Here is a 26774-nt window from a genome sequence, read left to right on the forward strand (position 1 = left end):
CAGTCATGCGTCATCGCCGTACCGTCCGCGCCTTTGCTGGCATCGCCGGCATCGCCGTCCTCGCCGCCCTGACCGCCGGGTGCGGTGGGGGCGACAAGTCCGAGAAGGCGAGCGCCGACACCTTGCCCAGCAGCTCCACCGCCGCGTCGCCTTCGACGACCGAGAGCGTCGGGACGATGCCCGACCTCAGCGGCCTGACCGAGGACGAGGCGCGCGCCCAGCTGCTCGACCTCGGCGTCGACGACGCCGACATCGTCACCGCCGCCCAGGAGAGCCTGCTCGATCCCGGCCTGGTCGTCGGCTCGGTGCCGGGCGCCGGCAACGCGATCACCGGCACGATCACGCTCAAGATCGCCGGGCCGGTGGGCCCGGTCCCCGACTTCGCGGGCCAGCAGGTCTCCGACGTCCAGGCCTGGGCCGAGGAGCGCGGGATCACCTTCACCGAGGAGGCCGTCCCCGACGCCGAGAAGGCCGACGGCGAGGTGCTGTCCTCGACGCCGTCCGCGGGCCAGGAGGCGACGTCCGAGATCGTCGTCAAGGTCGCACGGACGCCGAGCACGAAGTCGGTCTACCTCACCGAGGACCTCAACGGCACCTACTGCAACGGCGACGCCGGTGAGACCTTCATCGACGGCGACCCCTACGACGGCAGCTATGCGCAGCCCGAGGGCGACAACTGCGTCTTCGAGTTCGACCTCGGCCGGGACTGGAGCCGGCTCACCGGCATCGTCGGCTTCACCGACACCTCCGACAGCGGCACCCGGATGCGGGTCCAGATCAAGGTCGACGGCACGTCCAAGCTCAACCAGGTGATCGACTTCGGCAAGAAGCCGTTGCACCTCGACGTGGACGTCTCCGGTGGGCTGCGGCTGAGCATCGAGCTGAGCGACGTCTCGGGCAGCGGCACCGTCGGCTTCGGCGACCTGCAGCTCGTCGGCGCCGGCAAGGGCGCCGACCTCGGCTCGACCGAGAGCGCCGGCTAGGCGCCGTGCTGCACCGGACGCTGCGCGAGCTGGTCGGCGTCCACGGGCCCGGCTGGCTCGAGGACGCCGACGACCTCCGCGGTGTGCTCGAGGACGTCGTCGGTGAGGGCGACGCGACGCCGGCCGAGCTGCGCCTGCTCGTCGACACGGTCCGGTACGGCGCCCTGCCGCGCCTCGCCGGACTGCTCGCCGACCACGCCGCCCCGGCCGCCGCGATCACCGCGGCCACCGACCTGCTCGTGACCCAGACCGGCGCGGACCGTGACCGGGCGCGCTGGGCCGTCGCGACCCTCGGGTTCGCGCGCGGACTGGTCCCCGAGGAGCTCGTGGTCGTCGACCGCCCGGTCGACGAACCGGCGCCGTCACCTCCGCCGCCCCCACCGCCCGCACCGCCGCCCGCGCCGGTGACCCGACCGACGCCGAGGACCGTCGTCCCCGTACCGGAGCCCGAGCCCGGTCCCGAGCCGGCACCCGTGCGCCGGCGCCGTGGGCGCTCGCTGCTCGCCGGCCTGGTCGGGCTGCTCCTTCTCGCCGGCGCCGTCACCGCGCTCTGGCTCGGAGGCTCCGGCGACCCCGACCCCGACCCCGAGGCCGGCCCCGGCCCGACGTCGCCGACCACCTCCCCGCCGACCGCGGCATCGACCGGCCCGACCGGCCCGACCGTCCCCACCGATGCTCCCCCGCCCGCGCCGACCGGCTTCGTCGCCTACGCCACCCGCACCGGAGCGACGTCCACCGTCCGCGTCCTCGACCTGTCCACCGGCCGCAGCCGGCTCGTCGCCAGCGAGGGCAGCGCGAGCGAGCCGAGCGTGTCGGCCGACGGCCGCACGGTCGCCTACGTCCGCACCGACGGCGACGGCCGCCGGATCGTGGTCGACCACGGCCACGGCACACCGCAGGTCCTCGACGTGGGGCGCGATCCCCGCTCACCGGCCATCGCGCCCGACGGGCGGGCGGTCGCCTATGTCGTCGCGACCGCCGGCGGCCAGGACGTCGTCCTGCGCGACCTGGGCGCCACCGTCGCGCGGCCGGTCGCCGCCGGGTCCGCCGACGAGCGCGACCCCACCTGGTCCGCCGACGGCGCCCGGCTCGCCTACGTGCTCTCCGGCTCGACCGACGACACCGTCGTCACGCTCGACGCCACCGACCTCACCGAGATCTCGCGGACCGTGACCGCCGGCCACGCGCGCTCCCCCGCGCTCTCCCCGGACGGCGACGACGTCGCCTATGTCGCCGGCGTCCAGGGCAACGCCGACGTCGTGGTCGCGCCGCTCGGGTCCGCCGACCCCGACGCCGGTCGCAATCTCAGCCAGAGCGGCGAGACCGAGCTCGGCCTGATCTGGCTCGCCGACGGGCGGCTCGTCAGCTCGGCCACCGGCCGCGGCCTGGTCGCCATCGAGCCGGGCACCGGTGCGACGGAGCCGCTGACCTCCGGGGCCACCGACGCGCTCTGACCCGAGACCCCGGACCGGCGCGGGCGGGCCCGGGTAGGCACACGAGCCCCCGGGTACCGCGAGTCGATGAGCACCCACGACCCGGAAGACTACGAGGGCTACAGCGTCGACGACGAGGACCAGCTCCAGCCCGAGGACACGCTCGCCGACCCCGAGCTCGACGACGAGCTCGACCGCGGCTACTCACCGCCGGAGAAGTACTCCGCGGCCCAGGGCTACGGCAACACCCCGTGGGAGCAGGCGCACCCGCGACCGCTGGAGGACCGGCTCGCCGAGGAGGTCCCCGACCAGTCCACCGGCGCCGATCCCGACGATCCCGATGCGGCGGACGACGACGGCCTGCCGCACGACGCCGACGAGCGCACCGACGAGGTCGGCGACGCCCGCTCCGGGCGTCTGGTCGAGCCGGACGCCGGCGCCGGCGAGGACGTCGAACCGGACCTGGTCGCCCAGGACGTCGGCATCGACGGCGCCGCCGCGAGCGCGGAGGAGGCCGCGATGCACGTCGTACCGGACGAGGAGGAACCGGAGGATCAGGACATGGAGGGCTGATCCTGCGGACCTGGGGTACCTCTCGACCAAAGCCGAGAGGCATGAAGAAGGAGGAGCATCGTGGCATTCATCTTGTGGATCTTGGCCGTCATCCTGGTCGTCGCCGGGATCGTGAGCCTGTTCCGAGGCCAGTTGCTGTGGGGGATCGTGCTGATCGTGGTCGGCCTGCTCGTCGGACCGGGAGGCGTGAGCATCTTCACCTGAGCAAGGCCTACGGGGCTCCAGCCGAGCGGCTGGAGCCCCGTAGGCTCATTTTTCGGCGGTGATCAGGCGCTCAGCAGGTGAACTGACGCACCAGGCCGTCCAGCTCGGCCGCCAGCTCGGCCAGCGAGGACGCCGCGCCGGAGGTCCCGTCAGCACCCACCTGGGTCGACGCGGCGGCCTCGGCGGCGACAGCCGCGTCGGCGGCGATGCCGTTGGTGCCACTGGCCGCCTCGGTCACCGACCGCGAGATCTCGTTCGTCGTGGCGGTCTGTTCCTCCACCGCGGCGGCGATGGTCGCCTGGATCTCGTTGATCGTCACGATCACCTCGCCCACCTCGGTCAGGGCCGCCGCGGCGCCGGCGCTGTCGCGCTGGATCGCCTCGATCAGCTGCCCGATCTCGTCCGTGGCGGTCGCGGTCGCCGCGGCGAGGTCGCGGACCTCGTTCGCCACGACGGCGAAGCCCTTGCCGGCCTCGCCGGCACGCGCGGCCTCGATGGTCGCGTTGAGCGCGAGCAGGTTGGTCTGCTGGGCGATCGAGGTGATCACCTTGATGACCTGGCCGATCTCGACCGACGACGTCCCGAGCGCCTCGACGGTGCCGGTCGCCGTCCGCGCCCGCTCGACGGCCTCGGCCGCGACGGTCGACGCCCGGGACGCGCTGCGCGCGATCTCGGCGATGCTGGCACTCATCTCCTCGGCGGCGCTCGCCACCGTCTGGACACTGCCGGAGACCTGGGCCGCGGCGGCGGACACGCTGCCCATCCGGCCCGACGCGTCGTCGGCGCTGCGGCCCATGTCGGCGCTCACCGCGGTGAGCTCCTCCGAGGCGGCCGCGACCGACGAGGCCGTCTCACCGATCCGCGTCATGCTGCTGCGCAGCGAGGTCACCAGCGCGCGGACCGACTCGGCCATCGCGCCCACGTTGTCGTCGCCCGACAGCGCGAGCTCACGAGTCAGGTCGCCGCGCGACACGGTCGCCAGGTAGTCCTTGACCACCTCGACGCGCGCCGCCGTCTCGGCAGCAGCCTCGGCCGCGGCACGCGACCGCGCCGCCTCCTCCTCGAGCCGGGCCCGCTCCTGGGCGGCCCGCTCGTCGGCGATCTCGCGCTCGCGCTGCTCCTCGGCCTGCTGCGCCGCGCGCCGCTCCTCCTCGCGCCGCGACTCGGCCTCCGCCGCCTCGCGCTCCATCCGGGTGCGCTCCTCGAGGGCGCGCTTCTCGTCCTCGGCGCGTGCGATCCGCTCGGCCTCGGCCTGGCGGGTCGCGGCGTCGGCGGCGTCCAGCGCCTCGATGACGTGGTCGACGGCGACCGCGATCGCGCCGATCTCGTCGTCGTTCGGGTGCTGGACCCGCTGACTGCGGTCACCCGCGGCGATCGCCGCGAGGGAGGTGACGACCTTGCGCAACGGCGCCGCGATCGACCGGACGACGGCCCACCCGGCCAGCACGAACATCAGCAGGCCGAGGAAGGCGACCACGAGCATCAGGGTCCGCAGCACGCCGGCCGCGCCCTCGACGTCGTCGACCTGCGACGCGACACTGGCGTCGGTGAAGTCGTCGGCCTCGTTGTAGAAGGTGTCGATCGCCGTGGCCGGGTCGGCCTCGGCCTTGAGCATCAGCGCGACCATCTTGTCGACGTCGCCCGCCTGAGCGGCGGTACGGATCCTCTCCAGGTAGGAGTGGTACTCCTTGGTCCGGTCGACCAGCTCGCCGAGGTACTTGCCGGCGACGTCCTGGTCGTCGAGCTCGAGCCCCTGGCGGTACTTCTCCAGCGCCGTGTCGTAGTGGCCCTCCGCGGCCGCGTACACCTTGTCGGCGGCGTCCTCGCTCGCGCCGGTGGCCACCGTCGCGACGTACTCACCGGTCTTGGCGCGCTGCAGCAGCCACTCCTGGTAGCCGGCGTTGAGCTTGCTCGAGACCGCCGCGCCCGTCCGGTTGGCACCCGCGTGGTGGACGACGTCGGAGACCTGCATCGCGGCGGCCACGGCGACGACCAGCAGCACGACCACGCCGAGACCGACCATCGCCCAGAGCTTCTGGACGAGGGTGATCCGGCGGCGCAGCGGCGGTCGGTGGGAGTCCTGCCGCCGGCCGGGCGCACTCACCGGTGCGGACGGAGGGACAGGGGAAGGGGCGGGGCGTTCGCGCACGGGGGCGGTGCGCTCGAGCATCGTCGTCACGCGGGCCGTATCGGCTCAGCGACCCGAAAGTAAAGGACAACTCCCATAAGTCCCGGTCAGGGCAGGACGGCTCCTCCCCCAGCCGGGTCAGGCGGCGCCCTGCGGACGCGTCCGCGGCTCGTCGACGAACCACACCTCGTGCACCGGTGCCGGGTCACCCAGCGTGTTCAGCGGCGCCCGCGCGATCACCCGGCGGGCGCGCCGGCGCAGCACCGAGTCGCGCTGGCCGCGCTCGTCGATCAGCACCAGCCGACGACCGTGCCGCAGAGCCGGCGCCGCCTCGATCCCGGCCGCCTTCAGCGCCACCAGGATCGCCGACGGGTCCTGCCCGTCGGGCACCTCGTAGGCCAGCACGTCACGGTCGCGACTGGCGAGCTCGTCCTCGCGCCTCATCTCGGCCTTGACCCACGGCACCATCAGGAGGACGCCGGCGCACGCCAGGACGACGGCCACTCCTCCGAAGACCATCCACGGCAGACCTGCTCCACCCATGGCGCACCTCCTGCTCGTCCCGGGAGGTACCCGAACGGCCGGGCTACACCGGGCGATGCCGAAATTCTACGCCGGGGGCGGTCAGCGACGGCGGCGCCGCTTGGCGTCGTACATGCGGACGTCGGCGAGCCGGAGCAGCTCGTCGGCGCCCGTCCCGTCGGCCCCGACGAGGACCGATCCGACGCTCACGCCCACGCCCACCTGGAGCGCGAACGGGTGTGCGTCGAGGGCGTCCTGGACGCGCGCGCGGAGCCGCTCGGCGACGACCAGGTGGCTGTGGGCGGTGGTGTCGAGGCGGACGACGAGCACGAACTCGTCGCCGCCGACCCGCGCCACGGTGTCGGCCGGCTGCACGGCCGCGGCGAGGACGTCGGCGACCGCGCACAGGACGCTGTCGCCCGCTGCATGGCCGAGCTCGTCGTTGACCGACTTGAAGCCGTCGAGGTCCATCATCACCAGCGCGAACGGCGGCCGCCCCGGCGCGAGCGCGGCGGCGAGCGCCTCCTGCAGGGCGATCCGGTTGGCGACGCCCGTGAGCGGATCGATCCGGCTCTGGGCGCGCAGCCGGTCCTGCTCCTGGCGGTGCGGCGTGACGTCGATCAGCGAGTGCAGGCGCATCGGCTCGCCCTTGGGCCCGGTGAGCTCGCGGACCCGCGCCTCGACCAGCCGTACGTCGCCCGCGCGGGTCACGACCGTCGCCGTGAACGCTCCCCCGTCGCTCGCCGGATGGTCGCGGGTCGACAGCCAGCTGCTGACGCTCTGGCCGGGCAGCGAGTCGACGGGGACGCCGAGCAGCGCGGCGGCCGCCGGGTTGGCCCGGCGCACCTTGTCGTCGGCGTCGCTGACCAGCACCGGCGTCGGCGTGGCGCCGAGGATCGAGGTGAGCCAGGCGTTCGATCTGCGCAGGTCGGCCTTGAGCCGGCGCCGGCGCCGGTCGGTGCCCAGCCACAGCAGCACGACCACGAACCCGGTGCCGAGCAGCAGGCCGGTCATCACCGGGTCGTTGCCGCCACCGCCGTTGCCGACCGCCGCGTCACGGTCCTGCTCGACGAGCAGCCAGCCGCCGATCGACGACACCTCGGCGACCGCCCACAGCCGTCCGTCGCGCTCTCCCTCCGCCTCGCCGTCGGTGGTCACGACGTGACCGGTGAGCCGCGGGTCGTCGCTCGGCGTGCCGACCCGGCCGCTGGAGTCGGCGAGCGTCGTCCCGTGCCGGTCGGCGACCTTGACCGAGACGCCGTACTGGCGGAAGAGGGCCTTCATCTCGGCCTGGATGCCGGACAGCGCGACGGTCGCGACGACATAGCCGCGGATGGTGCCGTCACGGTCGCGGATCGCCGCGGCGACGGCGATCGCCCAGGTCTTGTCGGCGGTCATCAGCTGGTAGGCCTGGGAGACATAGGCCGAGGCGGACCGGCCGGCGGGGCGGTACCACTCGCGGAAGGAGAAGTTGCGGCCGATCACGTCGGGATGGCTCTGCGGCGGCGACAGCTCGAGCATGGTGCCGCTCGCGTCGTAGAGCGAGGTGTTGAAGGCTCCGGTCGTCGACGACGTCAGCGTCTCGAGCGCGAGGACCATCCGCTCGCGGTCGCGGGTGACCACCGCGCGCCGTACCGACTGGCTGCGGCTGAAGGTCGTCACCACGTCGCGCAGCGCGGCCAGCCGCGAGTCGACCCCGCGGGCGGCGAGCGTGTCGATGGCGGCGAGCCGGTTCTCGGCGGCGCCGGTGAGGGAGGCGTCGGTGTCGGCCCGGCCCTCGAGCGCGAGGACGGCGACCAGGACGAGGACCAGGCTGACCAGTCCGGCCAGGACCCGCGGGACGACGCTCTCGCGCGCCGGCGCCCGCGTCGCCTCCGGGTCGGTGGCGAGCGCGGGCAGCACGACCGGGTCGGCGGCGTAGGCGAGGGCGGGCGGGACCACCTCGTCACGCAGCAGCGTCTCGACCGCCTCCGCGTCGAGCGGCCGGCTCATCAAGAAGCCCTGCCCGAACGGGCAGCCGAGCCGGCGCAGCGCGGTGATGTGCCGCGGCCGCTCGATGCCCTCGGCGACGACGTGGACCCCGAGCGAGAGGCAGAACCGGACCAGCGACTCCGACATCCGCTCGTGTGGCCCGCCGCCCCCGAGGAACTGCACGAACGAGCGGTCGATCTTGACGCCCTGCACGTCGAACCGGCGCAGATAGTCGAAGCTCGCGTTGCCGGTGCCGAAGTCATCGAGGGTGACATTGCAGCCGAGCGCCGAGAGATCGGCCAGCACCTGCTCGTGCCCCTGCCCGGTGCGCGAGAGCAGCGTCTCGGTCAGCTCGACGATCACCGCGTCGAGCGGCAGCCCAGCCGACTCCGTCGCGTCCCGGAACCGGGTCGGCAGCAGCGGGTCGTCGAGGTCGGCCGGCGACAGGTTGACCGCCAGGCACAGCCGCCGTCCCGCCGGCAGCTCACGCCACCGCGCCACCTGGTCGGCCGCCGCCGCGAGCACCATCTCGTCGAGGTGGACGATCAGCCCGCTCTCCTCGAGCACGTCGAGGAAGACGCTCGGCGGGATCAGCTCGCCGGTGTCGCGGTTGCGCAGCCGCGCGAGCGCCTCGACGGCCACCATCTCGCCGGTGCGCAGGTCGTAGCAGGGCTGGTAGTGGACGACCACGTCGCCCTGGGCGAGGGCGCGCGCCACCTGCTCCGCAGAGATCGTCTGCGCAGCACTCGACGCCATGGCAAACCTCGCTCCCCAAGACCACCGCCCTGCGTTGCGGCAGCACGACGGGCCCCTCCCCAGCCGCCATGGTACGTACGACGGTCTCGGGGCGGGGTAGAAACGCGGGCGTCAGCCCCCGTTCACTCCCACTCGATGGTGCCCGGCGGCTTCGAGGTGATGTCGACGGTGACCCGGTTGACCTCGGCCACCTCGTTGGTGATCCGGGTCGAGATCCGCTCCAGCACGTCGTACGGGAGGCGGGCCCAGTCGGCCGTCATGGCGTCCTCGGAGGTCACCGGGCGCAGCACGACGGGGTGGCCGTAGGTGCGGTGGTCACCCTGGACGCCGACCGAACGGACGTCGGCGAGCAGGACGACGGGCATCTGCCAGATGTCGCCGTCGAGGCCGGCGGCGGTCATCTCCTCGCGGGCGATGGCGTCGGCCTCGCGCAGGATGTCGAGGCGCTCGCGGGTGACTTCGCCGATGATCCGGATGCCGAGGCCGGGGCCGGGGAAGGGCTGGCGCTGGACGATGACGCTGGGCAGGCCGAGCTGGGCGCCGACGGCGCGGACCTCGTCCTTGAACAGCTCGCGCAGCGGCTCGACGAGCTCGAACTCGAGGTCCTCGGGCAGGCCACCGACGTTGTGGTGGGACTTGATGGTCGAGGTGCCGGCGCCGTGGCCGGACTCGACGATGTCGGGGTAGAGCGTGCCCTGGACGAGGAAGCCGACTTCTGCGCCCTCGGGGGCGTCCTTGACGACCTCGAGCTCGGCGCCCTCGAAGGCGCGGATGAACTCGCGGCCGATGATCTTGCGCTTGGCCTCCGGCTCGCTGGTGCCGGCGAGCGCGTCGAGGAACTGCTTCTCGGCGTCGACGATGACCAGCTTGGCGCCGGTCGCGGCGACGAAATCGCGCTCGATCTGCTCGGTCTCGCCCTTGCGCATCAGGCCGTGGTCGACGTAGACGCAGGTCAGCCGGTCGCCGATCGCCTTCTGCACGATCGCCGCGGCGACCGCGGAGTCGACGCCGCCGGACAGGCCGCAGATGGCGCGACCGTCGGGGCCGATCTGCTCGCGGATGCGGGCGATCTGCTCCTCGGCGATATTGCCGATGGTCCAGGTCTGGCGGCAGCCGGCGATGTCCCACAGGAAGTGCTCGAGGACCCGCTGGCCGTGCTCGGAGTGCAGCACCTCGGGGTGCCACTGGACGCCGGCGAGACCGCGGTCGACGTCCTCGAAGGCCGCGACGGGGGTGACGTCGGTCGACGCGAGGACGGCGAAGCCCTCGGGGCCGGCGCTCACCGAGTCGCCGTGCGACATCCACACGTTGTGCTCGGCCGGGATGCCGTTGAGCAGGGTGCCGGGGTGGTGGACGTTGACCCGGGTGCGGCCGTACTCACGCGCGCCGGTCGCCGACACCGTGCCACCGAGGTGGGCGGCCATCAGCTGGAAGCCGTAGCACATGCCGAAGACGGCGGGGCCGGCCGTGAAGATGGCCGGGTCGACCGCCGGGGCGCCCTCCTCGTAGACCGACGACGGGCCGCCGGAGAGGATGATCGCCTTCGGGTTGCGGGCGACCATCTCGGCCACCGACATGGTGTGCGGCACGATCTCGGAGTAGACCCGCGCCTCGCGCACCCGACGGGCGATCAGCTGGGCGTACTGCGCACCGAAGTCCACGACCAGGACCAGGTCGTGCTCGGGAAGGTTCTCCACCGCCGTCATGGGCGAATCGTATCCAGCCCCGGGCCGCTCCCCCGAACCCACGTCGCCCCCGCCGCTGCTTCCTCCCGCTCCTGTGCCTCACCCGGCATTTCTGTCGGGTTTTCCGGCCAAGTACGACGGATCTGCCGGGTGCGACAGGGAGCGGGCGGGAGGACAGACCCGTTCAGAGGGCGAGGCGACGCAGCCAGGTCGCGCGCTGGTCCAGCGTCAGCGCCCGGCGCCGGGCGACGGTCGAGGTATCGACCCACCACGCCGGCTGTCGCAGCGTCCACCTGGGGGACTCCGCCGGGCGCCGCGCCGCTCGCCGGTACGCCGCTGCGAGGCGTCGTTCGAAGTGATGGACGTCGCCGGTGCCGGCCGACATCATCGTGACCAGCTCGAGCCCGAGGTCGCGGTAGAGGGCGTCGCGGTCGAGATCGCGACGACGGAGGCCGTCCCCGAGGTGAACGGCGCCGTCGTACTCGCCGACGACGCCGGCGAGTGGATCGATGAGGTCCGGCGTGACCAGATGCCTGCCGTCGTGATCGAAGAGCGGCCGGTTGGCAAGGAGCGCTCGCGGAATCCGCTGTCGCCAGACGACGCGCATCGTCGACTCCTGCGGCGACCACACGTTCTCGTCCGCCCAGGCGAGCGCGGTGCGCAGTCTCGGCACACCGGGTCGGGCGATCAGCCGCTGGGTGTAGGTGTCCAAGGTGGCAAGGTCGGTCAGGTCGGCCGCACAGGCCAGGTCGACCATCCGCACCGCCGGGGCGAGCGATCGGGTGCGGCACACCTCGAAGGCGACCGCCCGCTCCGGGCGGGTGACCGGAAGTCCGTCGACCACCTCGATGTCGTCGTCGAACAGCCAGTCCTCGGTGAGCTCGACGCCCGCCCGCCGTCGTACCCCGCGCGTCTGCAAGGCCACCGGCACGTCCACCACGGTGCGTCCGTCTGCCGCCAGCCCCTTGAACCAGCGTGCGTCGCGCCGGGCGAGCGACGCCCAGCCCGTGACGGCTGCGTAGGACGGCACCCCCGCGAGCGCCTCGACGATGCGCTGATCGAGGACGGCGCCGTCGACCTCGCCGGGCACGTACCAGCCGGGCGCGACACCTCGCCATCGCCCGCCTCGCGCCTGGCCGGGGGTCGGCCCGGTTCGCCCGGTCGCGTCGAGATGTACCGGCAGGACGACGCCGCGGCGACTCACCTGGTGCACATCCATGACGCGATCCTGCGTCGAACGAGCGATGAGCGTCGGCTGTCATCCACAGGGGCTCGGTCTCACCCGGCAGAAATGCTCCGTTTTCGGCCGAAGGACGACCCATCTGCCGGGTGAGACGCAGAAGACCGGCCCCGAAAACGCACCAGGGCCCGGCCGGGGAGGGAGGGTGGCCGGGCCCTGATTGTCCACGCAGCTGATGGACAGTGCCTGGACCGAGCCCGGGCTTCGGGAGGGAGCGTGATTCCCGGGCTCGTTCAGATCAACGAGGCCGTCGGGGGCGGGTTACGCCGGTCCCGAACAAGTTGCGAAAACTTCTGAGGCGCTCCCCGGCGAGCCCGGAGAGCGCCTCAGCAGACGTCACGCGTCCCTCAGCTCACACCCACGATCGGCAGCCGCAGGGCCGCCGGGGCGTCCGCCGGGACGACGGGCGCGTGCGGCGCGACCGCCTCGATCCGCTGGTACGACGACCCGAGCGCCGGCCGCGGGTCGGCCTCGCCCTTGTTGGGCCAGAAGGCCATCGCCCGCTCGGCCTGGGCGGTGATCGTCAGCGACGGGTTGACGCCGAGGTTGGCCGAGATGGTCGAGCCGTCGACGATGTGCAGGCCGGGGTGGCCGAACACCCGCTGGTAGGGGTCGACGACGCCGGACTCGGGGCTGTCGCCGATCGTGCAGCCGCCGATGAAGTGGGCGGTCAGCGGCCGGTTGAAGGGCTCGCCGATGGTGCCGCCGGCGGTGCCGCCGCCCATCACCGCGGCCATCCGTCGTACGGCGTCGTTGGCAGCGGGGATCCACGTCGGGTTGGGCTCGCCGTGGCCCTGCTTCGACGAGAGCACCCACTTCCCGGCGATCCGGCGCGGGAAGGTGGTGATCGAGTTGTCGACCGACTGCATGACCAGCGCGATCACGACCCGCTCGGACCAGTGCTTGACGTCGTAGAGGTCGCGGACGCGCTTGCGCTCCTTCCACAGCTCCTTGAGCCACACCTTCCAGCGCGGGTCGGGGCCGTCGCCGTCGGTGAGCACGGTCTGCATCAGCGACATCGCGTTGCTGCCCTTGCCGTAGCGCACCGGCTCGATGTGGGTGTGCTCGTCGGGATGCCACGAGGAGGTGATCGCGACGCCGTCGGTGTAGTCGACGTCGGCGCCCTGCGGCGCGATCGCGCCCAGGATCGACTCGGAGTTGGTGCGCGTCAGGTGGCCCAGCCGGTCGGACACGTGGGGCAGGTCGCCCTCGGCCTTGAGCCGGTGGAGCAGCTTCTGGGTGCCGAGCGCGGCGGCCGAGAAGACCACCTGCTCGGCGGTGAACGTGCGGGTCGCCGTACGGCGGGACAGCTTCGCCTTCGTCCAGCGGGCGTCGACCTGGTAGCCGCCCCCGGCCAGCGGCCGCACCCGGGTCACCGTGGTGAGCGGGTGGACGACCGCGCCGTTCTGCTCGGCGAGGTAGAGGTAGTTCTTGACCAGCGTGTTCTTGGCGTTGTGCCGGCAGCCGGTCATGCACTCGCCGCAGTCGATGCAGGTGTTGCGCCGCGGGCCGACGCCACCGAAGTAGGGGTCGTCGACCTGGGCGCCCGGCGACTGCTCGGGCCCGCCGAAGAAGACGCCGACCGGCGTGGGGTGGAAGCTGTCGCCCACGCCCATCTCGTCGGCGACCTTCTTCATCACCTCGTCGGACGGCGTCATCCGCGGGTAGGTGACCACGCCCAGCATCCGCTTGGCCTGGTCGTAGTAGGGCGCCAGCTCGGCCTTCCAGTCGGTGATGTGGGCCCAGGACGGGTCCTGGTAGAAGGGCTCGAGCGCCTCGTAGAGCGTGTTGGCGTAGACCAGCGAGCCGCCGCCGACGCCCGCGCCGGCGAGGATCAGGCAGTCCTTGACCATGTCGATGCGCTGGATGCCGTAGCAGCCGGCGGCCGGGGCGTAGAGGTACTTCTTCAGGTCCCACGAGTTGTCGGCGAAGTCGGCGTCGGTGAACCGGGCGCCGGCCTCGAGGACGCCGACCCGGTAGCCCTTCTCGGTCAGCCGCAGGGCCGTGACCGAGCCGCCGAAGCCGGAGCCGATGACGAGGACGTCGTAGTCGAAGTCGGTCATCGGCTCACGCCCGGCCCAGCTTGTCCATGAGCCGCAGCGAGGCGCTCATGAACTTCGCGTAGCCCTCGTCGGACATGCCGAGCATCGGGCCGAACCGGATCAGCCGCTGGGTCGCGACCGACTGGGTCTCGGTGTAGCGGTGGATGCCCTCGCCGCCCTGGCGCCGTCCCATGCCGGACTCGCGCATGCCGCCCATCGGGGCGTCGATGCTGGCGAAGGTGGCGCCGAAGGCCTCGTTGACGTTGACTGTGCCGCACTTGATCTGGCGGGCGATCGCCCGTCCGCGCTCGGTGTCGCGGGTGTAGATCGAGCCGTTGAGGCCGTACTCGCCGTCGTTGGCGCGGGCGATCGCGTCGGCCTCGTCGTGGAAGCGGTAGATCGAGACGACCGGGCCGAAGGTCTCGTGACCGAAGCAGGTCATCTCGGGCGTGACGCCCTCGAGGATGGTCGGCTCGAAGTAGTAGGGCGCCAGGTCCGGCCGAGCCTTGCCGCCGGCGAGCACCCGGGCGCCCTTGGCGACGGCGTCGTCGACGTGGGCGGTGACCGTGGCGAGCTGGTCGGCGGAGATCAGGGTGCCCATGTCGGCGTCCCAGTCCATCGTCGCGCCCAGGCTCATCGCCTTGGTGCGGGCCACGAAGCGCTCGACGAAGCGGTCGTAGACGGCGTCGGCGACGAACATCCGCTCGGTCGAGACGCACAGCTGGCCGGCGTTGGAGAAGCAGGCTCGGACGGCGCCCTCGGCCGCGCGCTCGATGTCGGCGTCGCGGAGCACGAGGATCGGGTTCTTGCCGCCGAGCTCGAGCGAGCAGCCGATCAGCCGCTCGGCCGCCTGCTGGGCGATGATCTTGCCGGTGGCGGTGGAGCCGGTGAAGCAGATGTAGTCGGAGCGCTCGATGATCGGCGTGCCGAGCTCACGCCCCGGCCCGGCGACGACCTGCCACAGGTCGCGCGGGAAGCCGGCCTCCTCGAGCAGCTGGGCGCCGAGCAGCGCGGACAGCATGGTCTGCGCGTCGGGCTTGGTGACGACCGCGTTGCCGGCGAGCAGGGCGGGCAGGCCGTCGCACAGCGCCATCGTGAACGGGTAGTTCCACGGCGAGATGATGCCGACGACGCCCTTGGGCACCCGGTTGAGCTCGACCCGGGTGAGCACCGGGACGACGCCCGGGCGGCGCTGGGTGTCGAGGTGCCGGTGGGCGGTGCGAGCGTAGTAGCGCGCGGTGAGCGCGATGTGCAGCGGCTCGTCGAAGGCGTGCTTGCGGGCCTTGCCGGACTCGAGCTGGATCAGGTCCATGATCTCGCCCTGGCGGTCGAGGACCAGGTCGTGCAGCCGGTGCAGGATGCGCGCCCGCTCGTCGATCGACACCCGCGCCCAGGCCGCCTGGGCGACCCGCGCCCGGCGGAAGGCCTCGGCGACGTCGTCGCTGCTCGACTGCGGGATGTTGGCGATCGGCGCACCGTCGATCGGCGAGAAGACCTGGGTGGTGGCGCCGGTGGTGGCCACGATCCGGTCGGTCAGCCGGGCGACGTAGGCGGGCTCCAGGGCGTAGGCGCCCCGGGGGTCGTGCTCGGGGTCGTGCGGGCCCTCGACGACGGGGCCGCCGGAGGCGCCGGAACCGGAAATCGCTTCGCTCATGGGACGAGGGTAGGTGAGCGGAGTCACGGAGGCTACCGCTCGGTAGCAGATGTGCCGCTTTACACACTCCCTCGCCGTGTCAAGCGCGTGATCCGGTGGAGATTGACGACCAGAAGGCGGACAGTCGCGCCCGTCCGGACGGCTCGGCCTACCTCCGCCTACCTCCGCCCTACCTCCGTCTACGAGGTGAACTGCACCAGGTCGGCGCAGAAGTCGCGGCCCGAGAAGTCGCTGTGGCCCGTCGACGGCCGCACGATGCGGAACGAGTCCGGCACCACGACGTCGTCGTCCGGGTTGCCCGGCGTGCCGTTGTAGTCGATGTCGATCGCGAACCGGGTCTGCCCGGGGTCCTTCAGCACGAAGTTGCCGTTGGTGTCGTAGTAGCGGCCGCCACCCGAGGCGAAGGTGGTGATCGTGATCGTGCCGTCGCCGTTGTCGGTGATGGTGTGGTCGCGGCTGTTGGCGTTGAACACGTTGGTGAACGTGCCGCCGGTGGCGAGGTTGGTCGTCGTGACGCTGCCCGACACGCTCTCGCGGTAGTAGGGGAACGGCGACGAGCCGCGCTGGTTGAACAGGAAGTTGCCGGAGATCTCGACCGAGTCCTGGGCGAGCGTCCCGTTGCAGTCGTAGACGTCGCTGGTGAAGGCGTCCTGGAAGTGGCCCTTGTCGATGGGTTGGGCCGTGGCGGTCCCGGCGGGGACCAGACCGGCCGCGACCAGCGTGCCGAGGGCGAGAACGAAGCGGGTGCGCATGACTCCTCCTGGGGCTGGACAACCTCACCAGGCTGTCATCGATCGGCCCCGGGGCCATGCCCGAAGTTGGGGCTCTACGCCAGCAGGCGCGCGCCCTCGACGACCCGCTCCTCCCACCAGGCCAGCTCGTCGTCGTAGCCGCCGAGGGCCTTCTCCCAGCCGAACTGCACGAGGGCGCCCACCAGCGCGAGCCCGAGCTGGCGCTCCCACCACGGCGCGGTGTCGATGCCGCGGCGCTCGAGGGCCGCACGGTAGGCCGCGATCGTGGCCTCCTTGCTGACAGGGAGACGACGGCAGTTGATGGCGAGATACCAGGCCAGGTCGGCGGCACCGGCGCCCCTGCCCGGCGCCTCCCAGTCGAGCAGGATGGTGCGACCGGTGGCGTCGATGCCGAGGTTGTCGAGCTTCCAGTTGCCGTGGATGAACGTCTGCGGCGTGCTCGCCAGGGCGGCGACCAGCGGCGCCGGCTCCTCGACCAGCGGTACGACGACCGCGGCCGCGCGCGGCGCGACGGACTCCAGCAGCGGCCACCCCTGCGCGACGAGGCGTGGCACCAGGTGGTCGGAGCCGAGGGCCGCCTCGGCCGCGGCCATCCGCGGGGAGAGCTCGAGGTAGCGCTCGCGCGCCGGGACGACGTCGACGTCGCGCTCGGTCTCCCAGAAGGCGACGTGCAGCGCGGCCATGTGGTCGACGAACAGCTCGTTCTGGGCGACCGTGATCGGCTCGTCGGTCGCGGGAATCAGCCACGGCCCGACGTCCTCCATGAGGAGGGCGGCGAGGGTCGGCCGGGCGCGGTCGTGGGCGAGGGCGACGATCGGCTGGGCGATCTCGGCGGGCAGGTCGGCGAGGACACCGCGCCGCCAGAGCTCGACGGTCGGGCTGCCGGTCACGCCGGCCGCGCGCAGCGTCCAGTCGGCGTCGCTGTCGAGGTACTTCACGACGTACGTCGTGCCGTCGAGGGTGACCCGCTCGAGCGCGGCCCCGGACTTGCCGGGGCCGCTGAGCGGTGTGCGGTCGCGCGCGCCCGCGGTCAGCGCGTCGACGGAGTCGAGCACCGGATGCTGGTCGAGCCCCTCGGACATGGCGCCTCCTCCGAGGGAGGCTACATCTCCGGGAGCGGCAGGTAGACCGACTTCGCCTCGGTGTACTGCGCCAGCCCCTCGGGGCCGAACTCGCGGCCCAGGCCGGAGGCCTTGAAGCCGCCGAAGGGCGCCGCGAAGTCCATCGTGTAGGTGTTGACGCCGTAGGTGCCGGTGCGGACGCCGCGGGCGACCTCGAGACCGGCCTCCACGTCGGCGGTCCACACGGTGCCGGCGAGCCCGTACTCCGAGTCGTTGGCGATCCGGACCGCGTCGGCGACGTCGACGTACGGGATGACGGAGAGGACCGGGCCGAAGATCTCCTCCTGGGCGATCCGCATCCGGTTGTCGACGCCGGCGAACACGGTGGGCCGGACGTACCAGCCGGTGTCGAGGCCGTCGGGGCGGCCGTTGCCGCCGGTGAGCAGCCGGGCGCCCTCCTCCTGGCCGAGCGCGATGTACTTCTCGACCCGCTCCTGCTGGCGCTGGGCGACCATCGGGCCGATCTCGGTCGCGGGGTCGAGCGGGTCGCCGACCTTCATCGCGCCGATCGCCGACGCGAGCGCCTCGGCGAAGGCGTCGTGCCGCTCGCGGCTGACCAGGACGCGGGTCTGCGCGACGCAGGCCTGGCCGGAGTTCATGACTCCGAGGAACTTCAGACCCTCGATCGCGGCCGCCTCGTCGGCGTCGTCCAGGATGATCGCGGCGGACTTGCCGCCGAGCTCGAGCGAGACCCGCTTGAGCTGCTCGCCGCAGATCGCGCCGATCTTGCGGCCCGCGGCGGTCGAGCCGGTGAACGCGACCTTGTCGACGCCCGGGTGGCGCACCAGGTGCTCGCCCACCTCGCGCCCGCCCGCGACGATGCTGACCACGCTCTCGGGGACGCCGGCCTCGACCAGCAGCTCGGCCAGCAGGTACGCGTCGAGCGGCGTCTCCGGGGCCGGCTTCACGACGACCGTGCAGCCGGTCAGCAGCGCGGGGATCACCTTCGACAGGATCGTGAACTGCGGGACGTTCCACGGCGGGATCGCGGCCACGACCCCCACCGGCTCGTGACGTACGACGACGTCGCCGCCGAGCGAGCCGGCGCGCCGGTCCTCCCACGGGAACTCCCGCGCGATCGCGAGGAAGGCCTCGATCTGCATCCACGGCGCGGGCGCCTGGGCCAGCGAGCTGAACGAGATCGGCGAGCCCATCTCGGTGGAGATGATCGTGGCCATCTCCTCGAGCCGGGCGGCGTAGAGACCGGAGAGGGTCTGCACGATCTCGATCCGCTCGGCCGGTCTCATCCGCGGCCACGGGCCCTCGTCGAACGCCCTGCGCGCGGCGGCGACCGCGGCGTCGATGTCGGCCGTGGAGCCCTCGGGGACCCGCGCCACCACCTCCTCGGAGTGCGGCGAGACCACCTCCAGGACGGCGTCGGTGGCGGGCTTGGCCCAGGTGCCGCCGATGAAGAGGGCATCGCGATCGAGGGTCATGTCGGGTCCTTCCGGGGGTGGGGTGCGAGTCAGGGAGCGAGGGTGAACCAGTCGGCGAAGCCGCTGGGGTCGTGCCGGCCGAGCGAGCCGTGCTCGAACAGGCCCCATCCCTCGGAGCCGTCGGGGACGCCGGCGCCCGGGCCGTGCACGGTGGCCTGGCCGACGTGGTCGATCACGCCGAACATCACCCGCCCGGCGACGGCGGGGTCGGTCATGTCGTGGGTCACCCGCTCGGTGAAGGCGGGGCCCTTCCACATGCCGTGGGTCCAGTCGGAGTCGCCGCCGTAGCCGCCGCCGACGTGCAGCGGGACGGGCAGCTTGGAGGTGACCTCGAGGATCAGCTCCTTGCCCTCGGGCGTCGTGCAGACGACGGTCGCGCCGGTGGGCACGCGGGTGCCGGAGGCGTAGCGGATCTCGACGCGCGGCCAGCCGAGCTGCTCGATCCGGCCGTCCGCCCAGATCCGCGTGCAGTCGTTGAGGGTCCGGAAGCCGTCGGGGGTCTCCTGGATGATGAGGACGACGCAGAAGTCCTCGAAGCGCAGCGGCAGGTAGAGCCACCACATGCCCTCGAAGGCCGGGTCGGCCGGCTTGCCCGCGGGCGCCGCCTCGCCCACCGGGCGGATGCCCCACGAGCGGTCGCGACTGCCGACCCAGCGGTCGGGAGTGACCACGATGTCCTCGCCGTCGACGCTGAGCACACCCTCCCAGGTGCCGACCTGGGCGAAGCGCTGCGCGTCGAGCGTCGTACCGCTGCCCTGGCGCATCACGTGCGGCAGCTCCTGGACGACCGGGAAGGAGCCCTCCCAGGTCAGGTCCATGGCGATGCCCTCGGTCTCCTCGAGGACCACCCGCAGTCGGCGCAGCGGCTCGACGACCTCGATCCGGTAGTTGCCGACCCGCTGGTCCATCCGGTCGGCGCCGCGCGGGTCGGCGGCGTCGCCGAGGTGGACGGCGGTCTGCTCGTCGCCGCGGCGGAGCAGGACGTAGGCGTCCTTGGTGCCGAGGTTGGGGTAGAAGCCGAGGCCGGTGATGAGGAAGAGGTCGCCGGTGCGGTCGTGGGCGTTGAGGTAGCAGCGGTCGTAGAAGTTCCGGTCGCTGCTGCCGGCCCACGCGACGGGGCGCGGGAGCTGGTGGATCGGGTACTCGTCGAGCGGGCCGAGGCCGTCGTACTCGCCGTGCAGTCCGTGGTCGTGACGGGTGCTCATGCGCCGACCTCCTCGAGGAGCCGCTCGAAGAGCGGGCGGTGGTGGAAGACGGCCTCCGGGTCGTCGGGCCGCTCGATCTCGCCGAAGTGGATCTGGCGGGCGCTGGTGCGGAGGAAGACGCAGCCCCACAGGACGGCGGCGTGGACCTGGTACCAGGTGAGGTCGCCGACCTCGACGCCGCTGAGCTCGGCGTACGTCGCGCGGACGTCGTCCTCACGCAGGAAGTCGGGCATCCCGGGCAGCTCGAGCATGGTCGCGATCTCCTGGAAGACGCGGTGCGCGAAGACGATCCAGGCCAGGTCCATCTCACGCGGGCCGAGCGTCGCCATCTCCCAGTCGAGGACGGCGACCGGGCGGAAGCCGTCGTACATGACGTTGCCGATGCGCGAGTCGCCCCACACCAGGACCGGGTCGCCGGTCTCGGCCGGCAGGTTGGCCTCGAGCCAGGCCAGGCCGCGCTCGATCAGCGGCGAGCGCGGGCTCCCTTCCGGTGCGTTGCGCGCGTAGTCGTACCAGGAGCGGGTCTTCGCCAGGTTGCGCGCGAGCGGGCCTGCGCCCTCGTGACCGCTGACGGCCGGGTCGAGGAAGCCGAAGGTGGTGGCGGCGTCCGGGATCGCGTGCAGCCGGGCGAGCACCTCGATGCTGGCGCGCTGCAGGCCCTGCTGGTCGGCGGCGGGCGCGTCGAAGAGCCAGTTGTCGCCGAAGGTGTAGGGCAGCACGTCGGGCGGCACGACGCCGTCGACGCGGTCCATGAGGAAGAAGGGCGTGCCGAGGACGTCGCCGGTGGGCTCCATCCAGCGGACCCGCGGGACGGGGACCTCGGTCAGCTCGGCGGCGAGGCGCATGGCGTCGTACTGGTCGCCGAGGCGGTACTCCGGGAAGACCGGCAGGTCCGCGGGCGCCGGTGCGACCCGGGCGACGAGCCGGTCGGTGACCCGGACGCCGTCGGCGGTGTGGGTGACGTCGAGGACGACGGTCTCGCTGGACATGCCGTTGCTGTCGACGCCCGCGTGCAGCGTGACCTGGGGCTCCGCGCCGGCCGGGAGGACGGCGCCGAGCCACTCCTCGAGGCGGTCGTGGACGGTGCCCTGGTCGCGGCTGGACCGCTGCATGTGCAGGTCGGCGAGATCGGCGAGGTCGGGCGGGGGCGACTGGGTCACGGGGGTCCTCCTGAGGGCAGTCACAGCCTGTTAGAACGTGTTCTAACTTGTCAATGGCCGATTACGGTACTCTCGGTATCGAAAGAGGGGAAGAGGCTCATGGGGACGATCTCTGCTCGGCCCACCCGGTCGACTCCCACGACGCGGGGCGCCGGCCGGCCGCGGGACCCGCGGATCGAGCAGGCCGCGCTGGCCGCCGTACGGGAGCTGCTGGCCGAGGGCGGCTATCCCGCCGTCACCGTCGCGGCCGTCGCCGCCCGGGCCGGCACGACGAAGGCCGCCCTCTACCGGCGCTGGCCCGCGCTCCCCCACCTGGTCCACGAGGCCGCCTTCCCCGGCGAGCTCGCCCTCCAGATGCACCTCGGCGCCGACCTCGCCACCGACCTCGCCGGCATCGTGCGCGGCACCCGCGACGCCCTCTGCGCGCCGGTCGCGGCCGCCGCCCTCCCCGCCCTCCTCGCCGAGGTCAGCACCTGGCCCGACCTGCACGCCGCGATGATGCAGCGCTTCGCCGGCGTCTTCCGCGACCTCGACGAGCGGCTGCGCGCCGCCGTCGACGCGGGCGAGGCGCACCCGGACGCCCGGGCCGACGACCTGCTGCGGCTGGTCATCGGCGCGGTGATCTCCGGGGTGCTGCTCACCCCGGACGAGCTCGACGACGCGTGGGTGGAGCGGCTGACCGCGACGCTGGCGCGCAGCCTGCGACCCTAGGGAGCCCGCTGCTAGATCTCGGCGACCGCGAGCCCCTCGCCCGCGTCGAGCCGCACCAGCGCCTCGGCGTCCGGCCCGTAGATCGCGGACCCGCCGATGAACTCCTGCCCCCCGCACCGGCCGGTGAGCGCGGAGACCACGACCGGGAAGCGGTGGTCGAGGGCGCGGGCGGCGTAGGTGACGTCGAGGCGGCGGGCGCCGCCGGGGAAGTACGCGACCGAGGCGAGGTACGCCGTCGCGCCGGACGCCGCAGCGATGGCGGCGTGCTCGGGGATGCTGCCGTCGCGGCAGATGGAGAGGGCGAGCAGGCGGCCGTCGACGGTGATGGAGGCCGGGTGGTCGCCGGGGGCGAACCAGTCCGGCTCGGCGCCGTCGAGGTGCTGCTTGTCGTACGGCGCCGTGGTGCTGCCGTCAGGACCGATGACGACCATCGCGAGGGTCCGGTGCGCGTCGCGGCGCAGCGCGGTCGAGGCGACGACGGTCGCGCCGGTGTCGGCGGCGGCCGCCCGCAGCGGGTCGAGGTCGACCCCCCGGAGGTCGGCCAACGTGGGCGGTCCGGCGAAGGCGGAGGCGTCGTAGCCGGTCAGGAAGGCCTCGGGGAAGACGACGACGCGAGCGCCGCGCTCGCCCGCCTCACGGGTGAGGCGGGCGGCGGTGGCGGCGTTGTGGGCCAGGTCGGCGGCGCGAGCCTCGGCCTGGGCGGCGGCGACGATCACCGTCGGGCGCGGGCTCAGTGGTGGGAGACGACCTCGACGCGCTGGAACTCCTTGAGCTCCGTGTAGCCCGTCGTGGCCATCGACCGCTTGAGGGCGCCGATCAGGTTCATGGTGCCGTCGGCGACGCGGGAGGGCCCGAACAGGATCTCCTCGATGGTGCCGACCTGGTCGAACTGGACGCGCTGGCCACGCGGCAGGTCGGCGTGGTGGGCCTCGGCGCCCCAGTGGAAGCCGCGGCCCGGCGCGTCGGTGGCGCGGGCGAAGGGCGAGCCGACCATGACCGCGTCGGCGCCGCAGGCGATCGCCTTGGCGAGGTCGCCGGAGGTACCGATCGAGCCGTCGGCGATGACGTGGACGTAGCGGCCGCCCGACTCGTCGAGATAGTCGCGGCGCGCGGCGGCGACGTCGGCGACGGCGCTGGCCATCGGGACGGAGATGCCGAGTACGGTGCGGGTCGTGTGGGCGGCGCCGCCGCCGAAGCCGACCAGGACGCCGGCCGCGCCGGTGCGCATCAGGTGCAGCGCTGCCTGGTGGGTCGCGCAGCCGCCGACGATGACCGGGACGTCGAGCTCGTAGATGAACTCCTTGAGGTTCAGTGGCTCGGCCTGGCTCGACACGTGCTCGGCGGAGACGGTGGTGCCGCGGATGACGAAGAGGTCGACGCCCGCGTCGGTCACCGTCTTCGCGAACTCCTTGGTGCGCTGCGGCGACAGCGAGCCGGCGACAGTCACGCCCGCCTCGCGCATCTCACGCAGCCGCGCGGAGATCAGCTCGGCCTTGATCGGCTCCTCGTAGATCTGCTGGAGCCGGCGGGTCGCCTCGACGCCCTGCAGGACGGCGACCTCCTCGAGCAGCGACTCAGGGTCGTCGTAGCGGGTCCAGAGGCCCTCGAGGTTGAGGACGCCGAGGCCGCCGTACTGGCCGAACTCGATGGCGGTCTTGGGCGACATCACCGAGTCCATCGGGGCGGCGAGGATCGGGAGCGAGAACCGGTAGGCGTCGATCTGCCAGTCGACGCTGACCTCCTCGGGGTCGCGCGTGCGCCGGGAGGGCACGATCGCGATGTCGTCGAAGGAGTACGCGCGGCGGGCCCGCTTGGCGCGGCCGATCTCGATGTCGCTCACCCCGCCAGCCTATCGGCCCGCTCTCGGCCGGCGCGGGCACCGGCCCGCCAGGCCGACCGGCGGAGCAGCGTCGCCAGCCAGCTCATCCGATCCGCGATGAGCCGACCCGGCAGAAGTTTGCGCCGGGTCGGCGCCCAGCCGGCGGAAGTTTGCGCCGGGTCGGCGCCCAGCCGGCGGAAGTTTGCGCCGGGTCGGCGCCCACCCGGCGGAAGTTTGCGCCGGGTCGGCGCCCAGCCGGCGGAAGTTTGCGCCGGGTCGGCGCCCAGCGGAGCTCAGTCGGCCGGGTCGGGCTTGCCGGGGACCGGCGGCGCCGGCTTCTTGCACACCACCGTGTCGGACGGCGTGTAGACGGTGTGGAACTTCTCGCTGTGGTCGACGGCCGACGAGCCGTGCTTGCGGAAGATCCGGGTGACGTCGACCTGGAAGCCGGACCAGCCGGTGTGCGGCTCGCAGTCGGGCGTGGTCAGGGTCCGCGTCGCGGCGGGGACGTAGGCGTAGCGCGACGACGTCCGCGCGTCGATGTCCCAGACCTTCGTCGACCACATCTGCACGGTCACCTTGCCCTGGCGCGCGTAGGTGCTCGGCTCGACCCAGGCGTGGACGAGGACGCCGTAGGGCGTGTCGTTCTTGAACCGCAGGTCGACGGTCGGCCAGGCCACGGTGGCCTCGCGCCCGACCGGGTAGCGGTCGATGTAGAACGAGTGCGGCTTGTGCTGGATGTCCTGCAGGCCGGCGAAGAACATCGCGTTGAAGGTCGTCGTCGCCATCTGCGAGACGCCGCCGCCGAGGTCCTTCTTCAAGATGCCGTTGCTGATGATGTAGCCGTCGGTGAAGCCGTTCTCGGCGGTGCGCTCCCCCACGATCTTGTTGAGGGAGAACTCCTCGCCGGGCTTGAGCACGGTGCCGTCGATCAGCTCGGCGGCGCGGCCGATGTTGACATTGCGGTAGTCGGCGTGGGGGTAGTAGGTCGAGAACTCCGAGACCTTCTCGACGATCTTCAGCGCCCGCGCGTCCTTGGTCGTGAAGTCGGCGTCGGTGACCTTGGCGTCGACCCTGCCGGTGCGCTGCGCCTCGGGCGCGGTGAGCAGGCCCTGGAAGACGGCCGCGACCTGCGCCGGATCGAAGGTGACGCCGGGCTTGGCGGGGATCACCCGCGGGCGACCCTTGACGATGCGCACGGTCGCGTCGACCGGCTTGCCCTCGGCGGTGGCGTCCTTGACCAGCGCGGCCAGCTTGGCCTCGTCGACGACCGGCACCAGCTCGCCGTTGTCGGGCTTCATCGACAGCACCGACGCGAACTTGCGCGGCGCCAGCCGGATGTCGTTCTCACCGAAGGTCAGCGTCACCGCGTGAGCCATCGCCGGGTTGGCGAAGCCGTCGACGGCCTTGGCCACGTCGGCGGAGTCGATCTCGGGCTGCGCCGGGGCGACCTGCAGGCGGACCGACTTCTTGCCGGTCAAGAAGGCGTCGACGATGGCCTTCTCGGCCGCGTCGGGGTCGACGGCCTGTCCGGCCTCGGGCTGCACCGTCTCGACGCCGTCGGCGGTGAAGTTGACCTGGCCGTCCTTCGGCGCCTTGCCGAGGCCCTTCGACAGGGCCTCGAGCTGCTGGCCCAGCAGCTCGTCGTCGATGTGGACGACGGCCTCGTGGTGGCTGCCGCCGGTGAAGTAGTCCCACTGCCGGCCCGGGCTCCAGCTCGACCGCGCACCGGCCTCGGCCATGGTGGCGTCGTAGTCGATGCCGAGACCGAGGTCGCCCGGCTGCACCGACGCCTCGGCGGTCTCGGCGCCGGCGAGCTGGTGCTCGACGGAGACCTTGATCGGCTCGTCGGCCCGCGGCCCGAAGGTCTTCTCCAGCTTGGCGATCGCCGCGGCGCGGGTCAGGCCGCCGACGTCGACTCCGGAGACGGTGGTGCCGAGCGGGGCCTTGTCGCCGGCGACGACGTGGGCCGCGGCGTAGCCGCCTCCGGCCAGGAGCAGGAGCAGCACGATGACCGCGACGACGACCTTGCCTCCCGGGCGCTCGGACTTCGTCGTGTCGGTGTTGGACTCCCACAGCGTCACGCGGGCAATCCTAAGGAACCCTCACTTCAGGATCCGCATCCGCGGCGGCGGGTCGGTGCGGACGGACGCCGACGAAACCCGCGGCCAGGACGAGGATTCCCGCGAGCAGCAGCACGTAGCCGTTGACGTCGGCGGCGACCAGGTAGTCGCCCTCGGCCCGCTCGGGGGTCACGAACGCGAGCAGCGCCGTCCAGCCGATCGCGAACGCCAGCCGAGCCCACCAGCCGCCCGGCAGGGCGACGAGGGTCGCGGCCGTCGCGGCGAGGCCGAGCGCCAGGCCCCACGCGTAGCCGTGCAGGAGCACCGTGCACAGCGCGACGCCGACCCCCAGCACGAGGCAGGAGACGGCGAGCAGTGCGCGCACCTCGGACTCAACCCGCGATCCCGGCGAAGAGGTCGGTCTCCCAGCCGTTCGCGGCGTCGGTCGGACCGGCCGTGCCCTTGACCAGGACGTACTGCTCGAGCCCGAAGGCCTGCGCCCCCACGTTGTTGGACAGCGCGAAGAACGGGCCGTCGGTGGTGATCTGCGTGGCGTGGGCGCGCAGCGCGTCGAGCTTGCGCTCGACGTAGGCGCCGGCGTCGACCTCGGCGGTGATGTCCTCGTCGCGGCGGAACATCGGCGGCAGCTCGCCGTCGGGGTCCATGCCCTCGAAGGTGGTGGTGTCGCCGGCCGCCCGCATCGCCCGCAGGCCCTCGCGGATCCGGCTCTCGGAGATCGCGCCCCAGTAGATCTTGGCGATGTCCCAGGCCTCCCCCAGATCCCGCCGGTACGACGGCGCGGCGGCCAGCTGCGCGGCGTACATCGCGACCCGGTGGGCCTGGATGTGGTCGGGGTGGCCGTAGCCGCCGAACTCGTCGTAGGTGACGAGGACCTGCGGCCGCACTTCGCGGATGACCGCGACCAGGTGCGTCGCCGCCTCGGTGAGGTCGGCGTGCCAGAAGGCGTTCTCGTGGATGTCGTCGGCCGCGACGGCGTGCCCGTTCTCGTGCCACTTCATCCCGGAGTCGCGGTAGGTGCCGAAGCCGCCGAGGAAGCGGTGGTCGGTGACGCCCAGCGCGGCCATCGCGTCGGCGAGCTCGCCCTTGCGGTGCTCGCCGAGGCGGTCCTCCTTGTCGGCGGCCAGGTTCTCCAGCTCGGGCACCAGGATCTCGCCCATCTCGCCCGCCGTACAGGTCACCAGGGTGACGCCGCGGCCCTCGGCGACGTACTTGGCCATGGTCGCGCCCTGGCCGATGGACTCGTCGTCGGGGTGGGCGTGCACGAGCAGCAGACGGTGTGCCGCGGTTTCGGTCAT

At 72.7% G+C, this 26774-nt stretch carries 22 protein-coding genes; 5 read left to right on the forward strand and 17 right to left on the reverse strand.

The genetic code is table 11. The annotated features are described in order from the left end of the window. The first annotated feature begins 5 nt into the window (after positions 1-5). The 4 genes from AB4880_RS15040 (at position 6) to AB4880_RS15055 (ending at position 3193) form a co-directional block, all read left to right on the forward strand. Positions 6-983, forward strand: coding sequence for a PASTA domain-containing protein (locus AB4880_RS15040; RefSeq protein WP_367920031.1), 978 nt, complete (start codon positions 6-8; stop codon positions 981-983). A 5-nt stretch (positions 984-988) separates the two neighbouring features. After that, entirely contained in the window at positions 989-2437 is a 1449-nt protein-coding gene (locus tag AB4880_RS15045; RefSeq protein ID WP_367920032.1) for a TolB family protein, read from the forward strand. Positions 2438-2503: 66 nt separating this feature from the next. Further along, positions 2504-2989: a DUF5709 domain-containing protein gene (locus tag AB4880_RS15050; RefSeq protein ID WP_367920033.1), complete on the forward strand. Its 486-nt coding sequence runs from the start codon at positions 2504-2506 to the stop codon at positions 2987-2989. Between the two features lie 60 nt (positions 2990-3049). Beyond that, entirely contained in the window at positions 3050-3193 is a 144-nt protein-coding gene (locus AB4880_RS15055; RefSeq protein ID WP_170222488.1) for a GPGG-motif small membrane protein, read from the forward strand. A 70-nt stretch (positions 3194-3263) separates the two neighbouring features. Here the strand turns inward: AB4880_RS15055 and AB4880_RS15060 are convergent, their stop codons facing one another. From AB4880_RS15060 to AB4880_RS15115, 12 genes are all read right to left on the reverse strand, one after another. After that, positions 3264-5297, reverse strand: a complete 2034-nt coding sequence (locus AB4880_RS15060) for a methyl-accepting chemotaxis protein (protein ID WP_367920034.1) — start codon at positions 5295-5297, stop codon at positions 3264-3266. Positions 5298-5459: 162 nt separating this feature from the next. Continuing rightward, positions 5460-5864 carry a hypothetical protein gene (locus tag AB4880_RS15065; RefSeq protein ID WP_367920035.1) on the reverse strand — a complete coding sequence of 135 codons (405 nt, stop codon included), beginning with the start codon at positions 5862-5864 and terminating at the stop codon, positions 5460-5462. Positions 5865-5945: 81 nt separating this feature from the next. Beyond that, entirely contained in the window at positions 5946-8570 is a 2625-nt protein-coding gene (locus AB4880_RS15070; protein WP_367920036.1) for an EAL domain-containing protein, read from the reverse strand. Between the two features lie 122 nt (positions 8571-8692). Beyond that, a complete protein-coding gene (gene guaA / locus AB4880_RS15075; protein ID WP_367920037.1) occupies positions 8693-10276 on the reverse strand; it encodes a glutamine-hydrolyzing GMP synthase in 1584 nt (527 codons plus the stop codon). Between the two features lie 163 nt (positions 10277-10439). Next, on the reverse strand, positions 10440-11474 hold the full coding sequence (locus AB4880_RS15080) for a hypothetical protein (RefSeq protein ID WP_367920038.1): 1035 nt from the start codon (positions 11472-11474) through the stop codon (positions 10440-10442). A gap of 368 nt (positions 11475-11842) precedes the next feature. Continuing rightward, a complete protein-coding gene (locus AB4880_RS15085; protein WP_367920039.1) occupies positions 11843-13558 on the reverse strand; it encodes a GMC oxidoreductase in 1716 nt (571 codons plus the stop codon). A 4-nt stretch (positions 13559-13562) separates the two neighbouring features. Next, on the reverse strand, positions 13563-15191 hold the full coding sequence (locus AB4880_RS15090) for a succinic semialdehyde dehydrogenase (protein ID WP_367920040.1): 1629 nt from the start codon (positions 15189-15191) through the stop codon (positions 13563-13565). Positions 15192-15370: 179 nt separating this feature from the next. Further along, positions 15371-15943: a hypothetical protein gene (locus AB4880_RS15095; RefSeq protein ID WP_367920041.1), complete on the reverse strand. Its 573-nt coding sequence runs from the start codon at positions 15941-15943 to the stop codon at positions 15371-15373. A 74-nt stretch (positions 15944-16017) separates the two neighbouring features. Beyond that, entirely contained in the window at positions 16018-17025 is a 1008-nt protein-coding gene (locus AB4880_RS15100; RefSeq protein ID WP_367920042.1) for a phosphotransferase family protein, read from the reverse strand. A gap of 20 nt (positions 17026-17045) precedes the next feature. Then, positions 17046-18500 (reverse strand): aldehyde dehydrogenase, encoded by a 1455-nt coding sequence (locus tag AB4880_RS15105; RefSeq protein ID WP_367920043.1) that lies wholly within the window; start codon positions 18498-18500, stop codon positions 17046-17048. Positions 18501-18529: 29 nt separating this feature from the next. Further along, positions 18530-19705 (reverse strand): Rv3169 family protein, encoded by a 1176-nt coding sequence (locus tag AB4880_RS15110; protein WP_367920044.1) that lies wholly within the window; start codon positions 19703-19705, stop codon positions 18530-18532. Continuing rightward, positions 19702-20865, reverse strand: a complete 1164-nt coding sequence (locus AB4880_RS15115; protein WP_367920045.1) for a phosphotransferase family protein — start codon at positions 20863-20865, stop codon at positions 19702-19704. Before AB4880_RS15115 ends, AB4880_RS15110 begins: the two co-directional genes overlap by 4 nt. A 99-nt stretch (positions 20866-20964) precedes the next feature. Between AB4880_RS15115 and AB4880_RS15120 the strand changes: the two genes are divergently transcribed. Further along, positions 20965-21576: a TetR-like C-terminal domain-containing protein gene (locus AB4880_RS15120; protein WP_367920046.1), complete on the forward strand. Its 612-nt coding sequence runs from the start codon at positions 20965-20967 to the stop codon at positions 21574-21576. A gap of 11 nt (positions 21577-21587) precedes the next feature. On the opposite strand, the gene AB4880_RS15125 is transcribed toward AB4880_RS15120, so the two are convergent. The 5 genes from AB4880_RS15125 to mshB form a co-directional block, all read right to left on the reverse strand. After that, a complete protein-coding gene (locus tag AB4880_RS15125) occupies positions 21588-22292 on the reverse strand; it encodes a carbon-nitrogen hydrolase family protein (RefSeq protein WP_367920047.1) in 705 nt (234 codons plus the stop codon). A gap of 14 nt (positions 22293-22306) precedes the next feature. Next, complete coding sequence (locus AB4880_RS15130) at positions 22307-23416, reverse strand: GuaB3 family IMP dehydrogenase-related protein (protein WP_367920048.1); 1110 nt, start codon at positions 23414-23416, stop codon at positions 22307-22309. A gap of 272 nt (positions 23417-23688) precedes the next feature. Beyond that, entirely contained in the window at positions 23689-25479 is a 1791-nt protein-coding gene (locus AB4880_RS15135) for a VanW family protein (protein ID WP_367920049.1), read from the reverse strand. Positions 25480-25489: 10 nt separating this feature from the next. Then, the gene (locus tag AB4880_RS15140) at positions 25490-25843 is read right to left on the reverse strand and encodes a hypothetical protein (RefSeq protein ID WP_367920050.1); all 354 of its coding nucleotides are present in this window, start codon (positions 25841-25843) and stop codon (positions 25490-25492) included. A 7-nt stretch (positions 25844-25850) separates the two neighbouring features. After that, on the reverse strand, positions 25851-26774 hold the full coding sequence (gene mshB, locus AB4880_RS15145) for an N-acetyl-1-D-myo-inositol-2-amino-2-deoxy-alpha-D-glucopyranoside deacetylase (RefSeq protein WP_367920051.1): 924 nt from the start codon (positions 26772-26774) through the stop codon (positions 25851-25853).

Origin of the sequence: Nocardioides ginsengisoli, assembly GCF_039537225.1 — a bacterium.
Taxonomy (GTDB): domain Bacteria; phylum Actinomycetota; class Actinomycetes; order Propionibacteriales; family Nocardioidaceae; genus Nocardioides; species Nocardioides ginsengisoli.

Coding starts and splice junctions, on each gene's coding strand:
- AB4880_RS15040 (WP_367920031.1), top strand. CDS start 6: ATGCGTCATCGCCGTACCGTCCGCGCCTTTGCTGGCATCGCCGGCATC.
- AB4880_RS15050 (WP_367920033.1), top strand. CDS start 2,504: ATGAGCACCCACGACCCGGAAGACTACGAGGGCTACAGCGTCGACGAC.
- AB4880_RS15065 (WP_367920035.1), bottom strand. CDS start 5,864: ATGGGTGGAGCAGGTCTGCCGTGGATGGTCTTCGGAGGAGTGGCCGTC.
- AB4880_RS15070 (WP_367920036.1), bottom strand. CDS start 8,570: ATGGCGTCGAGTGCTGCGCAGACGATCTCTGCGGAGCAGGTGGCGCGC.
- guaA (WP_367920037.1), bottom strand. CDS start 10,276: ATGACGGCGGTGGAGAACCTTCCCGAGCACGACCTGGTCCTGGTCGTG.
- AB4880_RS15080 (WP_367920038.1), bottom strand. CDS start 11,474: ATGGATGTGCACCAGGTGAGTCGCCGCGGCGTCGTCCTGCCGGTACAT.
- AB4880_RS15085 (WP_367920039.1), bottom strand. CDS start 13,558: ATGACCGACTTCGACTACGACGTCCTCGTCATCGGCTCCGGCTTCGGC.
- AB4880_RS15090 (WP_367920040.1), bottom strand. CDS start 15,191: ATGAGCGAAGCGATTTCCGGTTCCGGCGCCTCCGGCGGCCCCGTCGTC.
- AB4880_RS15095 (WP_367920041.1), bottom strand. CDS start 15,943: ATGCGCACCCGCTTCGTTCTCGCCCTCGGCACGCTGGTCGCGGCCGGT.
- AB4880_RS15100 (WP_367920042.1), bottom strand. CDS start 17,025: ATGTCCGAGGGGCTCGACCAGCATCCGGTGCTCGACTCCGTCGACGCG.
- AB4880_RS15105 (WP_367920043.1), bottom strand. CDS start 18,500: ATGACCCTCGATCGCGATGCCCTCTTCATCGGCGGCACCTGGGCCAAG.
- AB4880_RS15110 (WP_367920044.1), bottom strand. CDS start 19,705: ATGAGCACCCGTCACGACCACGGACTGCACGGCGAGTACGACGGCCTC.
- AB4880_RS15120 (WP_367920046.1), top strand. CDS start 20,965: ATGGGGACGATCTCTGCTCGGCCCACCCGGTCGACTCCCACGACGCGG.
- mshB (WP_367920051.1), bottom strand. CDS start 26,774: ATGACCGAAACCGCGGCACACCGTCTGCTGCTCGTGCACGCCCACCCC.